Here is a 15896-nt window from a genome sequence, read left to right as displayed (position 1 = left end):
TACCGCGCCGTTAGCTGCGGAGGCGTTGCGCCTCGGCACGAATGGTTTGCCAGCTGGGCACCGCGACGCCGGCCGTGCGTAGGCCCTCGTCGATCGCCTTCGCATCTGACCCAGACCGCGCGATCAACGTGGCGACGAGAGCGACGCTGGTTGCGTCTCCGTGAGGCAGCCCATTGGCGCACAACACCTCCCGCACACGGACCGCGTCTCTTGCGTCACGAGCGGAGAGCGACAGAGCACGGGCGACCGTTGTCACCTCGTCCCGGTCATGGGCAGCGTGGGCTTGGGCGGTGGCCACGCTCTCCTTCCAGAGCGTCGGCGGGATCTCTGTGCGCGGCGCGACGCCGTTTTCTGCCGGCACAGATGGAAGCTGCGTGCGATCGCGGTCGTCGGCATCGACCAGCGCAACGAAACGCCAGACAGACGGTGGCACCGGCAACGTCACGCTGCCGTCGCTCGGGAGGCACGCGATCAGCACGTTAGAAGGCCATACCAGACGGGCCACTTCGCGATAGGGGTCGTCGCCCGAGATCAGCTCAGGATTCGCCAGAGGGATCACGCGCAACGCGTCACCCAGTCGGCCTGCTTGCGCAGCCTCCAGGATCGGCGACAGATACGCCTCACAGGGTGCCCTGTTGAACCCTTCGAGCACCACGACATGAAGGCGACCCGACTGCGTCGCGTCGCGCGCGACATCGAGAAGACCGGACGGGCTCGGAATAATTCGGCCGGACGCCCCGTCGAAACGGCCCAGCAGGTCGTACGGCTCCATCGTGGAGCTTCCGATGGGGATCCAGTGAAGTCGCCCGCCCGCCACGGCGGACGCGTAGGCGCGCAGGAGATCGTATGCGTACGACCCCACCACTACTGGAGCCGCACCCGAGACGAACATCGCGTGCAGGCTCAACATCGCCTGCAGGCTCAGCGCGCTGGCGCCGGCGTGTACCGCGAGGGCCCGCCTGACGTCAGTCTCATCACCCAACTCTAGCGTCGACTCTCCGAAATCCCGCACCTGTCTGGAGACCGCACGCGCGGGTGGATACGCGGGCACCCCACCGTTCCCGCCACCGACTGGCCTCGCAAAACCAGGCGTTAGCACGGCCCTCATAACCGCTGTCTCCGCGAAGATGGCCTCGGGCCGGCGGGCAATCTCCTCCAGCCTAGCCGAGACCTCCTGATCGAAAGAGGCGACCTTCGCTTCGAGCTCTCCGCGCTTCTCGAGGAGCGCCGCATCCAACGCAGCGACTTCGGTGCGTTTCGCATTCAGAATGTCCTGTACTCGCGCCAGCTCTTTTGTCGAGTCCGAGAGTGCCGCGTCGATCTCGGCCCTCCGCGAGTGCACCTCCCCATCGATCTTGGCATGCGCCTGACTCTGGACCTCTGTCCGTACCGCCTCGGTCCCGAGTAGAGCCTCCACCGCCTCCGTCAGCAACACCTCATCGCGTTGGATCGCGTCACGCACGCCGCGAAGGCGGTCGGCCCGCGCTCGCTCAACTGCCGGGTCGGCGCTACCCATCCGACCACCCTCGACGTGGTCGAGATATTCGCGGAACACACTCTCCGTCACGCCGATCGCCCTGACCAAGTCGGGGTCCATCTTGCGCAGCCTGGTGAGAATGCTTCGTGTGACCTGCGCGTCCGACGTCCAATTCTGGATGCCCGCGCTCCGGCCGAGTTCCAGGCGGGGCGAGACGAACCAGCGCTCGCCCTCGAGCGGGACGCGATTGATGTCGGACGCCGAGAGACGGCAGACAGGCATGCGGGCGGCGTCGATATGCGCGTCGGGCCTGTCGAGTACCCAGAAGCCTGGAGCCGTCGCGGGCTTGAGCAGCAGGGGTCCGACGTAGACGTCGCTCGCGAGCCAGAGGAGCACGCGCCGTGCGAGTGGCGGCGGTGAGAGAGGAATTCCGTCGCTGGTAATGGCGCTCCGCAGCCTCTCCTCGTCGCTCCATCCGCGGAGGTCCAACACCTCGATCGGCTCCTGCGGATCTTCCAGCTGGAAATGCTCCAACTGATCACTGCGTACGGCCGATGGGTGCTCGTCGATGGTGAACTGCCACAGGCTCCCTAACTGAAGTTGGAAGGGCGCCTTGTTCCAGTGCACGAGACCGCGCTTGGGGAAGCTGGACACCGAATTGCGAAGAGGGCCAAGCCACTGGCTGCCGGTCGGATCGGATTCGACGAGCGGCTCAATGCTCGCATAGAGGTACGCGTCACCGCGGTGCGGCGCGCGCTTCACACGTCCGATGTAGTACGAACGATTCGTCGTCGGCATGCGTCAGGACTCCGTCAGCGCGACGGCGCGTCGCACGTGAGCGAGCAGGTGTCGGGGAATACGTCGCTCCGCGATGGAAAGCGCGTCCGGGAGGGCGTGGAGTCCGCGCAGACGCCGCCGAAGGTCGGCTGGAATGGGAACGGTGTCCAGGCCGCGCGCGTCGGTAGCAGCACGTAGCCACGCGAAGCGCCGCGCCACTTGCTCGTCTGCCCTCGAGCCGCTCAGCCATGCGAGAAGCCAGCGTCGCGCGCTCGGGCCGTCCGTGGCGTTCGCGTAGTGCTGGCCGAGCGTCGCAGTCTCCGCCGGGCCGCCGACGATGCCCGCGCGGAGGCCGATGACTCGCGCGATGGGAAGGGGCACTTGAGGACCATCGTCTCCCGAACGCACAATCGCGACGGAGCCGACGGGGGTGAAGGCACGCCGTCCCGCGAGCCGGAAGCCATCCAACAGCGCCCAGGAGCGCGAGAGTGTTGTACGCCGTCGACAGCCCGCCACAATGGTGTATCGATCCGGCCCGTTGCTGCGCGTATGGCACTCGATGCGCACCTCGTCCGGAGCGGCACTCCCATGCGCGCGGCGGAATCCGCCCGCTGCCCAATCCCAGACGCGCTGGCACTCGTAGCCAGGCGGCAGCGGCGCCTCGTCAGAAACCGCGGAGTCGAAGTCTCCGACGAGCTCCTCGGGCTCGCGCATCCCCACCGTGCCTAGCTCGCGATACTCCGCGATCGACGCGTTGACATGTTCGACCGACGTGAACCGCCACGCCTGCGGAGCCGGTACGTACGGCGACAGGCTCGAGGCGGACAATGGCGTCGCCCCCGCGCGCGAGAACGCCTCCCGCGCCGCAGAACGCAGACGGTAGGGCGCTAGTCCGTGCAGCACGACGCGGATCGACCCAAGGTCGGCGTCGGGAATCAGTACTAGCTGCGGGCGGCGCGCGAAGTAGACACGGCCGCGCCACTGCCGCCTCGTGAGGCAGTCGAGGTACCCGGCCTCTACCCACCCACGGATGATCCCCCACACGGCGAAACCAGTAGCCTGCCGGACGATCTTTCCGAGAATTTCGATCAGCTCGGATTCGGCGATTCCCTTTCTAGCCATCAAGATCGCCGCCAATGCCTCGACTAGTCGATCGTGCTCGTTATTGTCGTCAACCGAGCGGTTCCTCAGTACATGGACACTCTCCAACGCAAGTGCATCGACCGCCGGCAACCGTGTGGGGCTGCCGATTCCGGTAGCGAGGAAGATCTCCGACGCCAGACCAGCCGGCGCGACGTCAGTGCTGCAGTCTTCGACGAGCCAGCGCGCGGGATCGGTGGGATACTCGTAATCATGACTCAGCCCGCGGGAGTGGAAGAGGACCTCGCGCGGTGCAACGACACGGCCGTCCCGGGTCCCTGCGAAGACGTAAGGACCTTCCAGATCGCCGTGACCCGGAGACCACCCGAAGACTCCGGGACGCTCGCCTACGGGTTCTAGTGTCGCGATGTGAGTCGAGCGCCGCTTCCCCGATTCCTCCGAGAGACGGAACATCGAGGCGTGTTCTGCTTCGGCACAATACACTTCGGGCAGTAGCCCGCTCAGACCGAGGTAGCCGCCGTCTACGCGAACGCCGCCGACAAGCTGCAGTTGAGGGCCGATCTCGATTCGCTGTAGACAGCGCACGGAAGCCAGCTCGGGGGCGGTGCTTTCACGCGCTTCCGCCAGTTCCGTGACGTCAAAGGCAGCGACCTCGCACCAACTTTCGAATCGAGCTTCGCGCGGGTGACGCTGCGGGCCGCTTACCAAGCGCATGAAGGCATCAGACAGGCGGCTTTGTACCAGCGCACGCACCTTGCCCTCGGTCGGTCGCGTCACTGCTAGTTCCCAGGTAGCGCTGTCCACCTGCCGGAAGAGAAGCACGCCATCTCGTACCGCGCGCGAGATAGGAGACGCGCCGAGACCAGGGACCTTGTCCGCCAGCGCGTCCATCAGCAAGAGATTCGCAATCAAGCCCGTGCTTCCGTCCGTGGCGCAGACGAGGTGGTCGAATTGGTCGAACGGTTCGTCGAGCGGCGAGAATTGCGCACTGTGGCGAGTGCCCGATGGGACACCCGCCGTGACGACGAACGGCTCGAGGCGCCCCAATTCGTCCTCTTGGGCAAGGAGCCGGTAGCGGATTCGCACGTCTCCGCTGTCCCGCCGATCGGCGAGCGCAGCCGCTTCGAGGATCGCGGACCATAGCGCCTGCAGCTCCGGCACATCACGCCCACTCGCCAGCGCGGCGCGCGCACGGTCGAACACGTGGCGGAAGTCGGTCGAGAAGCGATCTCTCGCGCGCGCGATTGCTTGGAAGGCCTCCGGTACGGTCGGCGCTGGTCCCGCGCTCGAGGCGGCCAAGAGGGCTCTGAGCTTCAGGCGATCCTCGCGCCGAGGAAATGCGAGCCGAACGGAATACCCAATCAGAGTCGCCCGGCCGCGATCTGGGAGGCTCAGCGTTCGGTATGGTTCCCCGGCATCGTGGCGACCCTCCAGCCACGCCGCGAAGGCCTCCCAGAGCCGAGAGAGATCGCCCAGCGCATAGCTCGTCCCCTCGTGGTGGCCGAGCAACTGACGCAACCGCTCGCGAAACACCCCCTCATCAGCCGTATCGGCATCGAGGGACGCCGCCGCGAAGCATGTGAAGAAGAGGTAGGCGAGGAACGGAGGCGGCCCGTGCCGATTCCACGCGTGGCGCTCGAGACTGGCGATGGAGAGGTGGCGGCGGAAGGCCGCTGCCGAGCACCGGACTGCCGTCAGAAAGGCGTCTCGCGCCGGGGCGGCCTCACCATCAGAGGCGCCTGCCGCCTTCGCGAGTTCCTCCGGGCTGATCGAGAGTCGAGAGACCGGTCTTGCATCGTGACCCACAAAGTAATGGCGGAGCAGCGCCTGTCCCCACGCGGCCGCATCCCAATCCTTCCAAACGCCGGGTTGCATTGTAGGAATCGCCAAGGTGGGGCTCCTCATTGGCACGCGCCGAGGAGGCGCGGGCAGTCAGTCGTGAGTGGAGGGTTCCGGTGGAGATAGTCGGCGAGCGTTGCTACCGAATAAGGTACGACGGGGGTCTGACTGCCGTGGCCCAGACACACCGAGCCCAGATTGGCGCCGTTCCATCTGGAGGGCAGTCTGGCCCGAGGTCGTCTAGCATCACCGGAGTAGCTCTACTCCGAGGACGTACGCCAGTTTGGAGGGCACTGCGTTCCCGATCATCTCCGCGAGCGCCGTTCGCTTCGAGACGCTACCGAAATCGAAGAAATCGGGGATGAACTGCAGACGGGCAGCTTCGTGGGGGGTGATGGTCCGCCGCTTCGTGGGGTGCACGTACCGCCCCTGCCCCATGCTGAGGAATCCGCTCGTGATGGTCTGTGCGGGCTTATTCGGGCGGAGCCGGCCGTACACCGACTTGTAGCTGTGTTCTTCGAGTCGGTGGCAGTCCGGCCGCTCCTCGTCGGGCAACTCGTACAGCTTGTTGTCGAAGAGGTACTTGATTCGCCCTCGGTTGACTGACGAAGGTGTGCCCGTCTGATCGAAAAGGTCGTCTCGGGACACGCATGCGAGGTCGCCGATCGCCCAGAAGACGCTCCGCTCGCCTCGGGTGAACGCATCGATCGTCGCGTCGATATCGGGTTGGATCTCCCGCGACGCCACGACGAAGTGGCGCCGCCGACGCTGTGGAACTCCGATCGCGACCGCCTCCACCACCTTGCTGTCGATCGAGTACTTCAACTTTTTGAGATGTGCGATAGTGCGATCAACGACCCTACCCTTGTCGTGCAATACCGCTGACACGTTCTCGATTATGACGTGCGTCGGCTCGACAAGTTCCGCGAACCGCGCCATCCGGTCGTAGAGCTTGTTCTTCGGATCCTCTCGCCGCGTGTGGTTATTGAGATTGCTGTGCCCTTGGCAGGGGGGGCCGCCTATCAGCACATCCACATGTCCCAATCGAGCGACCAGGTCACGTTCTGCCGGCGACGCAGGGGCTCCAAGCGCGCCGTCGAGGATCGACTCGACCGGCTTCGAAATGGCCCAGACATTCGGGAAATTGTCTTCGTAGACGCGCAGGGCCTTGTCGTTGAAGTCGAGAGCCATAACCGGCACCATGCGCGCGCCAATGGCCCGACTCGCCTCCCAAATACCCAGGGACATCGCACCACATCCCGAGAACAGGTCGACGACTCGAACCTCTCGCTGGCGCGCCCCGATTCGTGGGCGTGATGTCGTGCAAAGGAATGCTCGATCGAAGCGATCGGCGAGCGCGTCCTGGGATCCTTCGAGCGATTCGTCGGGATTTATGGCGATTCGTGTGCAGGCCGTGCCGCCGGCTCGCAGCGCGATGACGCGCTCGATCGCACGGCCGTCCGATGACACCCTGTACGACTCCAGTGTACGCGCTGTAATCAGTGTATCGCGACCGGCCGACAGCTTCCGTCCACCGTCTGGCGACTCAGATAACCGTTTTGCGATTGTGCGTGACACTACTTCTCCTCTCGGAAGAATCGGTCGAGACGACGCTCGAGTCGTGCGCGCTTCTCCCGCGACTTGGTCTGACACTCCCACACGGTCATCACCCGATATCCGAGCTTTCGGAGCTCCCTCGCTTTCCGCTGGTCGCGTCGCACGTTCGCCTCGAACTTCTCCTTCCAGAACTGCGCGTTGTTCCTCGGTGTGCTGCTCGCTGGGCATCCGGGATGGCGGTGCCAGTAGCAGCCGTGGACGAAGACGGCCCGCGAGTGATCAGCTGCGACGATGTCCGGCGAACCCGGAATACCTCGCACGTTGGTCGAGTGAGCGTGGCTCAAACGCCTCAACATCTCCTGCACGACCATCTCGGGAGCCGTCCCTCTCTGCCTGACACGGCCAAGGAGTGCCGACCGCTCTGGCGTGGCCTTCGGGCGGCTCGGACAGCTCGCTCGCTTCGTCGATCGCTGGTGTGTCATGCTGCCTCGATCGCCGCGAGGAACTCGCGAAGGGCGCGCTCGGCAGCGTCTAGGTTGGTCTCCTGGATTCCGAGCGCCCGAGCCATCGCGGCGTAGGGCTCTCGCCAACTCGGCGGCAAGACGATCGCCGGCGGCCACGGGTGCTCGGCTCGAATCCGGAACGTGTCCTCGCAGGCCTCTCGGATTGCCTGGAGACTGGTGCCGTGCAGGAGCTCGCGGAGCAGCAGCAGGTCCACGGCGTCGCGAAACCGATCGTTCTCGCCGCCGTGGCGCGGCACCTTGGTCATGCCGTGGAACTTCTGCGCGACGTGATAGCGCATCGAGAGACACGCGACGTCAGCCGGCCCGATCAGCCCGAAGCTGCTCAGCGGGATGCTAGGCAGCCGCTCTGTCTCGGCGTCGGCACCGTCCGGTCGTGCGAGATCGACTTGGATAGTCGCCCACCGCTGGGACCGATAGGCAATCTGCACCCACACCCGGAGCGCTCGGTCGCCGAGCGGGCGCGTCTCGGCTCTGCGGCTGAACGTGCAGTCGTGATACGGCTCGCGCAGTGCCTCGTCGAGTGCGGCGATAAGGTCGTCCTTGTCGCACACTGCCACGATGTCCAAGTCCTCCGTCGCGCGGGCGCGCGTCGGGAGGCGGAGTTCGAGCGCTACGCCTCCTTTCACGATGAAGCGGGGACCTGCCGGTCGTCCGGCGGCGCGGTCGAGGGCGCCGCTGAGCATCATAAATGAGATCCAGTGCCGCACGCGCCCAACGGCGAGCCCCTCGCGGTTCGCGTGCGCGAGGACGTACTTCTCGAGCTTCCCAACGGAGGGCGGAGTCGGTCGCGCCTGCTCGTCACGCGAGGACTCGCTCACCGGCGCGCCCCCGCACCGAGAGCGCCAGAAGCAATGCGGAGTTCACGCTCGAGCACGCTCGCAGTAGGGGCGTTCACGAGGCCGCTCGTGCGGGCCTGTTTGATTGCTTCGGTGATGAGTGCCGGTCCTAGGTGCACCTGGATGCAGTCGCGGATCGTGCGGGCCGGTGTAGTGATCGGCATTCCGTCGATCCGCGTCACATCCTCTGATGTCAGGTCCCCTCGGTGCACGATGAGATAGCTTGGCACCGCTCGCTGGACGCGGAAGTCCGCCGGCACGGTGATATGTACCTTGGCGGGGTCCACGCCCGAGAGCTCGTGGAGCGACAACGCCGTCTCGTGCGAGAGCACGCCCCGGCGCCCATGTGGCCAGAGGGTGGCCTGCATGTACTGCGCGAGCGGCTGTACAGGAAAGTCGATTAGGCGGTAGACGCCGCGGCTCACGCGCTCTAGCGTGCCGCGCCGGGTCATCATCACGAGCGCCATGGCACTCACGCCGACGGTCCCTGCTTGTCCCGTCGTCACGTACCCCATTTGGTCTTCTGCTATGTCGTAAAGCGCGCGGTACGTGGCGGTCGGCATTCCTTAAAATATAACGGAACGTTATAGAATATGCGAGCGAAATAGCTCAAAACATAACACACTGTTATAAAACGAGCAATGCGCCCGAAGCCGGTCGACTTCAGCTCGCCCTCTTCGTAGACAGTTGTACACAAAGGTAAAAAAATGACCGAAATGTAAATGTTCAAAAATTCACCCATTTGAGCATTCCCCAAGAATGATTTCCCCCCGTCGTACGTAAACAGAACGAGGCCCGCGCCGGCGCTCTCCCACCTTCGGCGCCGCGCGCATTCACGCTATCGTTCCCCCATGAAACTCCGAAACGCTCTCTCCCTCGCACTGGTCGCCGCCGGCATGGTCCTGGCGACGCCGGCGCATGAAGTGCAGGCCCAGGATGCCGCTCCCCGCCCGGTCAAGCTCCGCTTCCGCAAGGCCGGTGACACGACGGTCATCAAGGGCGCGGTCATCAGCATCGACCACACCATCGAAGCCGGCACCACCGATTCGCTGGGCATGGTGACCATCCCGTATCTCGAAGACGGTGGGCACATCGTCGAAGCGGTCGCCAAGGGCTATCAAGCCTTCTTCGACAACTTCACGGTCACCCCGAACACGCCGATGCCGCTCGAGTTCGAGATTCTGGCCTTTGTCGAGGCTCCCAAGCCGAAGGGTGTGGCCACCGAGCTCACGCAGGCTGGGTTCGATGCCCGCCGCGCCAAGGCGCAGGGCAAGTTCTTCACGGCGGCGCAGCTCAAGGCCGCGGATGGTCGTCCGCTCTCCAACCTGCTCAAGGTGGAAGGCAAGGCGAACATCGTCGCCGGCCCGAACGCGGAGTCCTTCCTTGCGGCCACGGGCAAGCCGAGCTGTCATGCAGCCGTCGTGCGCGATGGCCTGCGCGTGTACCCCTACGAAAGCGCGCTGCCGCCCGATCTCGACAAGATCTTCACCGACTACCTGGCGGGCGTCGAGTTCTACCCCACCACGCCGGCTGATCTCAAGGACGCGGGCACCTGCGGCGCCCTCTACATCTGGTTCCAGAAGTAGTCTGCAAGGCGTCGCGTACACGGTGAAAACAACAAAGGGCGTCCCTATCCGGGGCGCCCTTTGTTGTTTCGCACGTCGTGTCACATCACGCCGCACGCGCTATCGCGCCCCGATCGTGAAGGGCACACTCGCCACCTTGTCGCCCCATGCGAGTTCCAGCGCACCGCTCGTGGCATTCGCCGACTTGACGACAATCGTCATCGTCTCCGTGAAGCCCGGCGCATCGCTCAGCGTCATGGCCACCCGGCCCAGATCCTGAGCGGCGGAGTACACCGTGCCCCACTGGCCGGTCTGCTTGTTCACGATCAGATAGGTGCCACTGCGTGTATGCTGCACCCACAGCGTATACATGCCCGGTGCGATGGCGAGGCTACCCATCACCAGCGGACGCGTGGTGAACAGATGTGTGGCATCGTTGGCGCCCATGCGCCACACACTGTCGAAGGGCACGAGCACGCCGCCCCACACGCTGCGATCGCGTACCTGCGGGCGTCCGTAGTCCACGATCACCATGCCGCCCTGACCAAAGGCACCGCGGGCGTCTTCACGAAGACTCAACACACCCGTGGGCTTCATCGCCTTGGCGACCGCATCGAAGTTGACCGCGCCGCCGCGTGTGGCGGTGATCTTGTTGGTGGTGCCACTGCCGTCTACCGAGATCAGACGCTGCTGCGCATCGTGCCGCAGGACCATGGCGTAGGCACCACCACGCAGGCGCGTGGAATCACCCGAGAGGGCGATCAACCCGGTGAAGCCCAGATTGCCGGCGTTGCCCACGGCGGGCAGTGAGTCCACTGGCTGCTTCTTCGCGCGTGCGGCCGCGAGCAGTTCCGTGGGGCCATAGATGAACGTGGGCCAGTTCACGAAACCACCCTTGGCCGCAAAGACGCGCCGCGCGGTGCTGTCGGCAAACACCGTTTCGCGCACGATGGAGTCGGTGGTCACCGTGTAGCGCCACGTGTTCGGCGCGGGGGCGGCGCTGCCATCCTGATTGTGGCGCGTGAGCGTGGCCGCAGTGGGCCGGCCATCCTTGCCGAGCGTGATGGCGTAGTGATAACGCGCAATGGCGGGACCGTTGCGCTGCACCATGTCGCCCGTGATGGACGTGGCCGTGCGCGTGTACTGCTCCACGGCGCTGGTGTCTTTGCCAAGGCGGTAGACGATCGACGCCGGCTGAGCACCGCTGGTCTGCGCGACGAGTGATGCCGCGGCGAGGGAGGCGAATAGAAATCGCATGTCGGTGGGGAGTGGGGGAAAAACCACATACAACAACAAAGGGCGCCCCGCATCGGGACGCCCTTTGTTTCACATCGGAGTACCGTGCAGCAGTCGCTTACTTCGCGGCCGCCAGGCGACGGATTTCAGACGCCATCGTCTTCACGCGGGCGCTGTCCTTCGCACCCACCGCATCCTTGTCCACCTGCGTGGCCAGGGTGCGCAGCGCCGTCGCACGCGCCGCGCCGGTCTTGGCTTCGGCGTCGGTGAGCGCGCTGGAGATCGCCGTCGTGCGGGCCGCGTCGAGACCGTTGCCACGCACCAACTGGTCGAGGTACGAACGCACCACCACGAACGCCGCCGGCCACGAGTACTTCGGCTGGCTCTGCGGATTGAACTCGCTGTAGACGACCAGCTTCGCGGCGGCGATTTCGTTGGCCGACAGCAGATCGCTCGGCGTCAGCTCGAGGATATCCAGGCCACGGTCCATTTCGGACGAGTAGACGTGGCCGTTCCAGTAGTACGCACCCCACGATCCACCGATCGTGTTGCCGTTGCCACGCACCGGCGGGCCAGCCGGAGCCGCCGCCGACGGCACGTCCACCGGACGCGGCGGGTTGATCGCACCGCGATCGAAGTGGCCGATCTCGAACGCCTTGTCGGCATCCGTGAAGTCCATGATGTTCACGCCGCCCTGGTACCAGCCCTGCACGTACAGGTCACGACCCGGCACCGGGATGATGCCACCGTTGTGCGCGACGCAGTTCTCTTCGGCCGACTGTGCAGCCGGCAGCTTGAAGTAGGCGCGCTGCGTCTGCTTGTTCTTCGCGTCGAGCGTGAGGATGGTGTTGCCACCGAGTTCGATCATGCTCGAAGCCTGACACATCGGGCCCGTGCCGCCGCCCCATTCGTCCGTCTGGATCAGCTTCTTGCCGTCGTTGCTGAACGCGGCGGTGTGGCGACCCTGGAAGTTGTTCGTGTCCATGATCGCATCGATCCGGAACGGCTTCTCCGGGTTCTTGATGTCGACCAGGATCGAGTGCGTCGTGCACGAGGCCAGCAGCAGGTTCATGGCCGGGTACGACGTCACGTCGTGGCAGTTGCGCGGACCGTCGGGCATGTTCGCGGCAGGCTGCGGGCGGCCGGGACCGGCCGGCCGGCCCGAGCTCGGCGCGCAGTAGATCTTGCACTCACCGCCGCCATCGAGGCCGGTGAAGATGCGCGCGCCCGGGATCACCTTGGCCTGCTCGGGAGCATTGAGCGGTACCTTGATGATGTCGAGCTGGTACAGCGAGTTGCTCGCATCGGCCGGATCATTGCCGTTCTTGCAGCCGGCCAATTCGGTTTCCGGACGCGCCGCTTGCTGGCCAGACACGTAGATGTAGATGGTCTTCTTGTCCGTCGGGTGCGGCACGATCGTGTGCGTGTGCGAGCCCTTGCAGGTCTGCACGTTCTTCACGAGCTTCGGCGCCTTCGGGTTGGACACGTCGAAGATGCGCACGCCGGCCATGTGATCCTTCGGGTCCTGCACACCACCGTCGCCGCAATCGTTGCGGTTGCCCGCGCCTTCCGCCGAGATGAACAGCAGGTTGCCGTAGATCGACGGGTCACCCTGCGACGTGATGCAGCGCGTCACCGACACGACTTCCGGCTTGGCCGGGTTGCTGATGTCGAGGATGGTGAAGCCGGCGAAGTTCGCCTGGTACACGTACTTGCCACCGAACGCCATGTCCGAGTTCACGAACGTGAGGCCGCGCACCGTATCGAACTGGGCCGCCTTCGGCGTGGTGGAGACGAGCTTCATGTTGCTCGTCGAAATGCCGGCATCATAGCGGCCGGGCTTGAGGGTGCTACGGGGGTCCTTGCCGGACGGGTACGTCTGTGCCGACAAAACCGTCGGAACGACGCACGTCGCCAGAAGAAGGGCCACGCCACGCATGACGCGCATCAGGTGATACTCCAGTGGTGGGAAGGGGGGGACGTACAAAACCGGTGCTGCAGGGTCACTTCGAGGGGAGCTGGGTCAACAGACGCCGCATGATGCCGATTTCGGATGTCTGGGCAGTAACGACATCGTTGGCGAAGACGTTGGCGTCGACTTCCTGACCAGCGCCGGGCGACTTGAACAGATCGTCGACCATCTTGATGGCCCCGGCATGGTGCTTGATCATGCCATCGAGGAAGAGCCGGTCAAACTCGGTACCCTTGGCCGCACCGAGCGCCTTGATTTCGGCTTCGGTGAGCATGCCATCCATCTGCATGCCGTGCCACGAAGCCGTGTCGGGCGCGAACTGATTGTGGCGGCGGAGCCAGTCCTGCATGATCTCGATTTCCGGGATCTGCGACTGGTCGATCTTGCGCGAGAGCTTGAGCAGTTGGGCGTTCGTGCTGTTGGTCTCGGCGAGCTTCGCCATCACGATGGCCTGCGCGTGATGAGCGATCATGCCCTGCATGAATTCCACATCGGCCTTGGTGTAGATCGCGCCCTTCGGGATCACGATCTCGGGGCCCATCTTGTGCATGCTGTGATCCATGCCGCCCATGCTGCCTTGCGCCGCCGCCTGCGACGAGGCGCCGGCCAGCAGGGAAAGGACCGCGAGGGCGAGGATCGAACGTCTGGCCATCATGACGGGGTACTCCGGAAGGATGCCGGCCAGGAGGGAGCGCCGGCGTACTGGGGCCTTAGAGGGGATAACCCTAGGACGATACTGCAGCGGGGTCGGGGAAACCAGACGCCCCGGAACCGGGTGGCCCGAGGTCCGGCCGGCGTCGAACCGACTACTGTATAGAACTCCCGATCCCCTCAGACCGTTCGACAAATGCACGAGCCTGCCCGCAAGCCCGACCCCCTGCATGGCGTCACCCTCAAGGCCATGGTCGAACATCTCGTGGAACGGTATGGATGGGACGGCCTGGGGGAGCGGATCACCATTCGGTGTTTCACGCACGATCCCAGTGTGACATCCTCGCTCAAGTTCCTGCGCAAAACCCCTTGGGCACGCGATAAGGTCGAGTCATTGTACCTCCATTCGGTGGCGCATCCCCGGAAGTCGGCAGCACCGGGGGGTGCGGCTTCGTCCTGATGGTCCTCTCAAGAAATGGACGTCTGTGATGATTGGCGTTGAACGTCGTGCGTTGTTGGTGCTGGCCTCCACCCTGCCGCTGGTGGGCGGGTGCGGATTATTGCCCGAATCTCCCATATGCCTTGACGAGCTCTATCCGGCCGTGACGCTCGTGGTGTCCGACTCGGCGTCTGGCGCCGCGCTGAAGTCGCCCCTCGCGATCGTGCGGGATGGCGCCTATGTCGACACCGCTGGCGTGTATTCTGGCGATTCGACGATCTATGGTGCCGCGCTGGGTCGCGCGGGCACCTACGCAGTAACCGTGGATCATCTTGGCGGCTACCGGCGTTGGGAGCGAAGCGGCGTGCGCGTACGCCGAGGGGATTGTGGCCCCGAGTCAGTACGTCTCGAAGTGCGCCTGCAGTCCATCGCCCTGTGACGACGGGCGGCTGGAATCAGTGCATCTGATGCGCACCACGCTGGATATCGACGAGGATGTACTCGAGGCGGCAAAAGAACGTGCGCGTCGTGAGTCCAAAACGGCTGGGCAGGTGGTCTCTGAATTGCTCCGCGGAGCGCGGTGCCGCAGGCCGCGCTCAGCGCGGAACGCCGAACCGGAAGCCGAGCGAGTAGACCGGTTCTCCAAGCGGCGTCACGGTCTTGCCCAGCGGCGCCCGCATGGATGGTGTGATGGCCAGACGATCACCCACACGGATACCCACCCCGGCACCAAACTCGCCCAACATGCGGCTGTAGGGGCCATCCAGCGTGGTGTTGGCGTTCATGTGCAGCAGCGCCGATTGCGCAAAAGGCACCAGCGTGAGATTGCGGCTCACCGGAAAGTCCCGTCCGATCGCGAGCCCCGCCGACGTCCTGAGCGTGCGGTTGCCATACATCAGGCTTTGCTGGCTCACCTGCGCATAGGGGCACCACTGCATCTGTCGCGCTCGCGATCCCGATGGCGACACCGCGATCGTACCGTCGAAGACACCAGACCGGCTTTGTCCAAACGAATTGCCCGAGTAGCCGACCTTGGCGCCGAGCATGAGGTGATCGGTGAGCAGGTCATAGCTGCCCGCCATGATACGTCGGTCACCGGTGCCGGCGGCCGTGGCTCCAACGGCATGCATGGTGCGCACACTGGACAGCCCGCCGAAGCAGGTCTGTGCGCTGAGAGAACGCGTGGTCATGGTGACCGCACCGGCCAGCAGCGCCAGCACTGGAATTGACTGCAATCGCATGGCGGGACCTCCGAATAGGTGATGCCATAACAGATCGCGGAAACACCATAAAGCGGCAAGATCACGCGATCAGATTTCCGGGACGAGCGCCGGTTCTTGCTCAGCTATTCATCCATCGGAATCTCGATGGCCGTGCCGGACTTCACGCGATCCAGCACCACGAGGCTGCGATACGTGGTCACCGATTCATTGTCGGCAAACAGCCGCCGGGCCAACGCTTCATAGTGTGTCATGCTCGGCACCACGATGACCATGATGAACCCGCCGGCGCCGGTCACGAAATAACACTGCTGGATCTCCTTCGTGCCGCGAAAGAGCGCCTTCGCCGGTTCAACCACCGTGGACCGGTCACTGGTGAGGTGCACCTCCACCACGATCGTGATGGCCGGATGAAAAACATCGGGCGACACGATGGCCACATTGGCGGCGATCACGCCGCTGTCTTCCATGGCCGCGATGCGTCGCTGCACGGCCGCCGCCGATAGATGCACCCGTTCGGCGATCTGTCGCTGCGGCGTCTGATTGTTCTCCTGCAGGATGCGGAGGATGGCGCGGTCAAAATTGTCGAGATGGCGCGCGCCACGAGTGGAAGCTGCATTTCTCGGATATTTCATGCGTGAACATTGCACGAAATGCCGAAAAATGTCGCTGAAAACTCATACAAAGTGTGCGAATGTGCGC

Annotated in this window: 14 protein-coding genes; 3 read left to right on the top strand and 11 right to left on the bottom strand. The window is 64.6% G+C overall.

The features are described 5' to 3' along the window. Positions 1-10 precede the first annotated feature (10 nt). The 6 genes from GAU_RS18240 to GAU_RS18210 form a co-directional block, all read right to left on the bottom strand. Positions 11-2275, bottom strand: a complete 2265-nt coding sequence (locus GAU_RS18240) for a coiled-coil domain-containing protein (RefSeq protein ID WP_015895382.1) — start codon at positions 2273-2275, stop codon at positions 11-13. A gap of 3 nt (positions 2276-2278) precedes the next feature. Then, on the bottom strand, positions 2279-5245 hold the full coding sequence (locus tag GAU_RS21420) for a hypothetical protein (RefSeq protein WP_169307730.1): 2967 nt from the start codon (positions 5243-5245) through the stop codon (positions 2279-2281). Positions 5246-5440: 195 nt separating this feature from the next. Next, positions 5441-6664, bottom strand: coding sequence for a DNA cytosine methyltransferase (locus tag GAU_RS18225; protein WP_015895380.1), 1224 nt, complete (start codon positions 6662-6664; stop codon positions 5441-5443). Positions 6665-6771: 107 nt separating this feature from the next. Next, entirely contained in the window at positions 6772-7233 is a 462-nt protein-coding gene (locus GAU_RS22945) for a DNA mismatch endonuclease Vsr (protein ID WP_052574536.1), read from the bottom strand. Then, the gene (locus GAU_RS18215) at positions 7230-8093 is read right to left on the bottom strand and encodes a nucleotidyl transferase AbiEii/AbiGii toxin family protein (RefSeq protein WP_015895379.1); all 864 of its coding nucleotides are present in this window, start codon (positions 8091-8093) and stop codon (positions 7230-7232) included. Before GAU_RS18215 ends, GAU_RS22945 begins: the two co-directional genes overlap by 4 nt. Beyond that, positions 8090-8674 (bottom strand): type IV toxin-antitoxin system AbiEi family antitoxin domain-containing protein, encoded by a 585-nt coding sequence (locus GAU_RS18210; RefSeq protein ID WP_015895378.1) that lies wholly within the window; start codon positions 8672-8674, stop codon positions 8090-8092. Before GAU_RS18210 ends, GAU_RS18215 begins: the two co-directional genes overlap by 4 nt. 288 nt (positions 8675-8962) lie before the next feature. Between GAU_RS18210 and GAU_RS18205 the strand changes: the two genes are divergently transcribed. After that, a complete protein-coding gene (locus GAU_RS18205) occupies positions 8963-9697 on the top strand; it encodes a hypothetical protein (protein ID WP_015895377.1) in 735 nt (244 codons plus the stop codon). Positions 9698-9796: 99 nt separating this feature from the next. Here the strand turns inward: GAU_RS18205 and GAU_RS21415 are convergent, their stop codons facing one another. The 3 genes from GAU_RS21415 to GAU_RS18190 form a co-directional block, all read right to left on the bottom strand. Continuing rightward, entirely contained in the window at positions 9797-10933 is a 1137-nt protein-coding gene (locus GAU_RS21415; RefSeq protein ID WP_015895376.1) for a DUF2911 domain-containing protein, read from the bottom strand. 97 nt (positions 10934-11030) lie between these two features. Further along, the gene (locus tag GAU_RS18195; RefSeq protein ID WP_052574535.1) at positions 11031-12860 is read right to left on the bottom strand and encodes an LVIVD repeat-containing protein; all 1830 of its coding nucleotides are present in this window, start codon (positions 12858-12860) and stop codon (positions 11031-11033) included. Between the two features lie 55 nt (positions 12861-12915). After that, positions 12916-13539, bottom strand: a complete 624-nt coding sequence (locus tag GAU_RS18190; protein ID WP_052574534.1) for a DUF305 domain-containing protein — start codon at positions 13537-13539, stop codon at positions 12916-12918. Positions 13540-13731: 192 nt separating this feature from the next. Between GAU_RS18190 and GAU_RS18185 the strand changes: the two genes are divergently transcribed. Further along, positions 13732-13995, top strand: coding sequence for a VF530 family DNA-binding protein (locus GAU_RS18185; RefSeq protein WP_015895373.1), 264 nt, complete (start codon positions 13732-13734; stop codon positions 13993-13995). Positions 13996-14023: 28 nt separating this feature from the next. Further along, positions 14024-14413 (top strand): hypothetical protein, encoded by a 390-nt coding sequence (locus GAU_RS18180; RefSeq protein ID WP_015895372.1) that lies wholly within the window; start codon positions 14024-14026, stop codon positions 14411-14413. A 157-nt stretch (positions 14414-14570) separates the two neighbouring features. Here GAU_RS18180 and GAU_RS18175 read toward each other — a convergent pair whose 3' ends face one another. Both GAU_RS18175 and GAU_RS18170 read right to left on the bottom strand, forming a co-directional pair. Continuing rightward, on the bottom strand, positions 14571-15215 hold the full coding sequence (locus GAU_RS18175; protein WP_015895371.1) for a hypothetical protein: 645 nt from the start codon (positions 15213-15215) through the stop codon (positions 14571-14573). A 104-nt stretch (positions 15216-15319) separates the two neighbouring features. Further along, on the bottom strand, positions 15320-15829 hold the full coding sequence (locus tag GAU_RS18170) for an Lrp/AsnC family transcriptional regulator (RefSeq protein ID WP_015895370.1): 510 nt from the start codon (positions 15827-15829) through the stop codon (positions 15320-15322). Between the last annotated feature and the right edge of the window lie 67 nt (positions 15830-15896).

It is taken from the genome of Gemmatimonas aurantiaca T-27, from assembly GCF_000010305.1.
Taxonomy (GTDB): domain Bacteria; phylum Gemmatimonadota; class Gemmatimonadetes; order Gemmatimonadales; family Gemmatimonadaceae; genus Gemmatimonas; species Gemmatimonas aurantiaca.
Note: the sequence above shows the minus strand (reverse complement) of the source record. Positions and strands in the feature narration are given on the sequence as shown.

Coding starts and splice junctions, on each gene's coding strand:
- GAU_RS18240 (WP_015895382.1), bottom strand. CDS start 2,275: ATGCCGACGACGAATCGTTCGTACTACATCGGACGTGTGAAGCGCGCG.
- GAU_RS22945 (WP_052574536.1), bottom strand. CDS start 7,233: ATGACACACCAGCGATCGACGAAGCGAGCGAGCTGTCCGAGCCGCCCG.
- GAU_RS18210 (WP_015895378.1), bottom strand. CDS start 8,674: ATGCCGACCGCCACGTACCGCGCGCTTTACGACATAGCAGAAGACCAA.
- GAU_RS18205 (WP_015895377.1), top strand. CDS start 8,963: ATGAAACTCCGAAACGCTCTCTCCCTCGCACTGGTCGCCGCCGGCATG.
- GAU_RS21415 (WP_015895376.1), bottom strand. CDS start 10,933: ATGCGATTTCTATTCGCCTCCCTCGCCGCGGCATCACTCGTCGCGCAG.
- GAU_RS18195 (WP_052574535.1), bottom strand. CDS start 12,860: ATGCGCGTCATGCGTGGCGTGGCCCTTCTTCTGGCGACGTGCGTCGTT.
- GAU_RS18190 (WP_052574534.1), bottom strand. CDS start 13,539: ATGATGGCCAGACGTTCGATCCTCGCCCTCGCGGTCCTTTCCCTGCTG.
- GAU_RS18185 (WP_015895373.1), top strand. CDS start 13,732: ATGCACGAGCCTGCCCGCAAGCCCGACCCCCTGCATGGCGTCACCCTC.
- GAU_RS18180 (WP_015895372.1), top strand. CDS start 14,024: ATGATTGGCGTTGAACGTCGTGCGTTGTTGGTGCTGGCCTCCACCCTG.
- GAU_RS18175 (WP_015895371.1), bottom strand. CDS start 15,215: ATGCGATTGCAGTCAATTCCAGTGCTGGCGCTGCTGGCCGGTGCGGTC.
- GAU_RS18170 (WP_015895370.1), bottom strand. CDS start 15,829: ATGAAATATCCGAGAAATGCAGCTTCCACTCGTGGCGCGCGCCATCTC.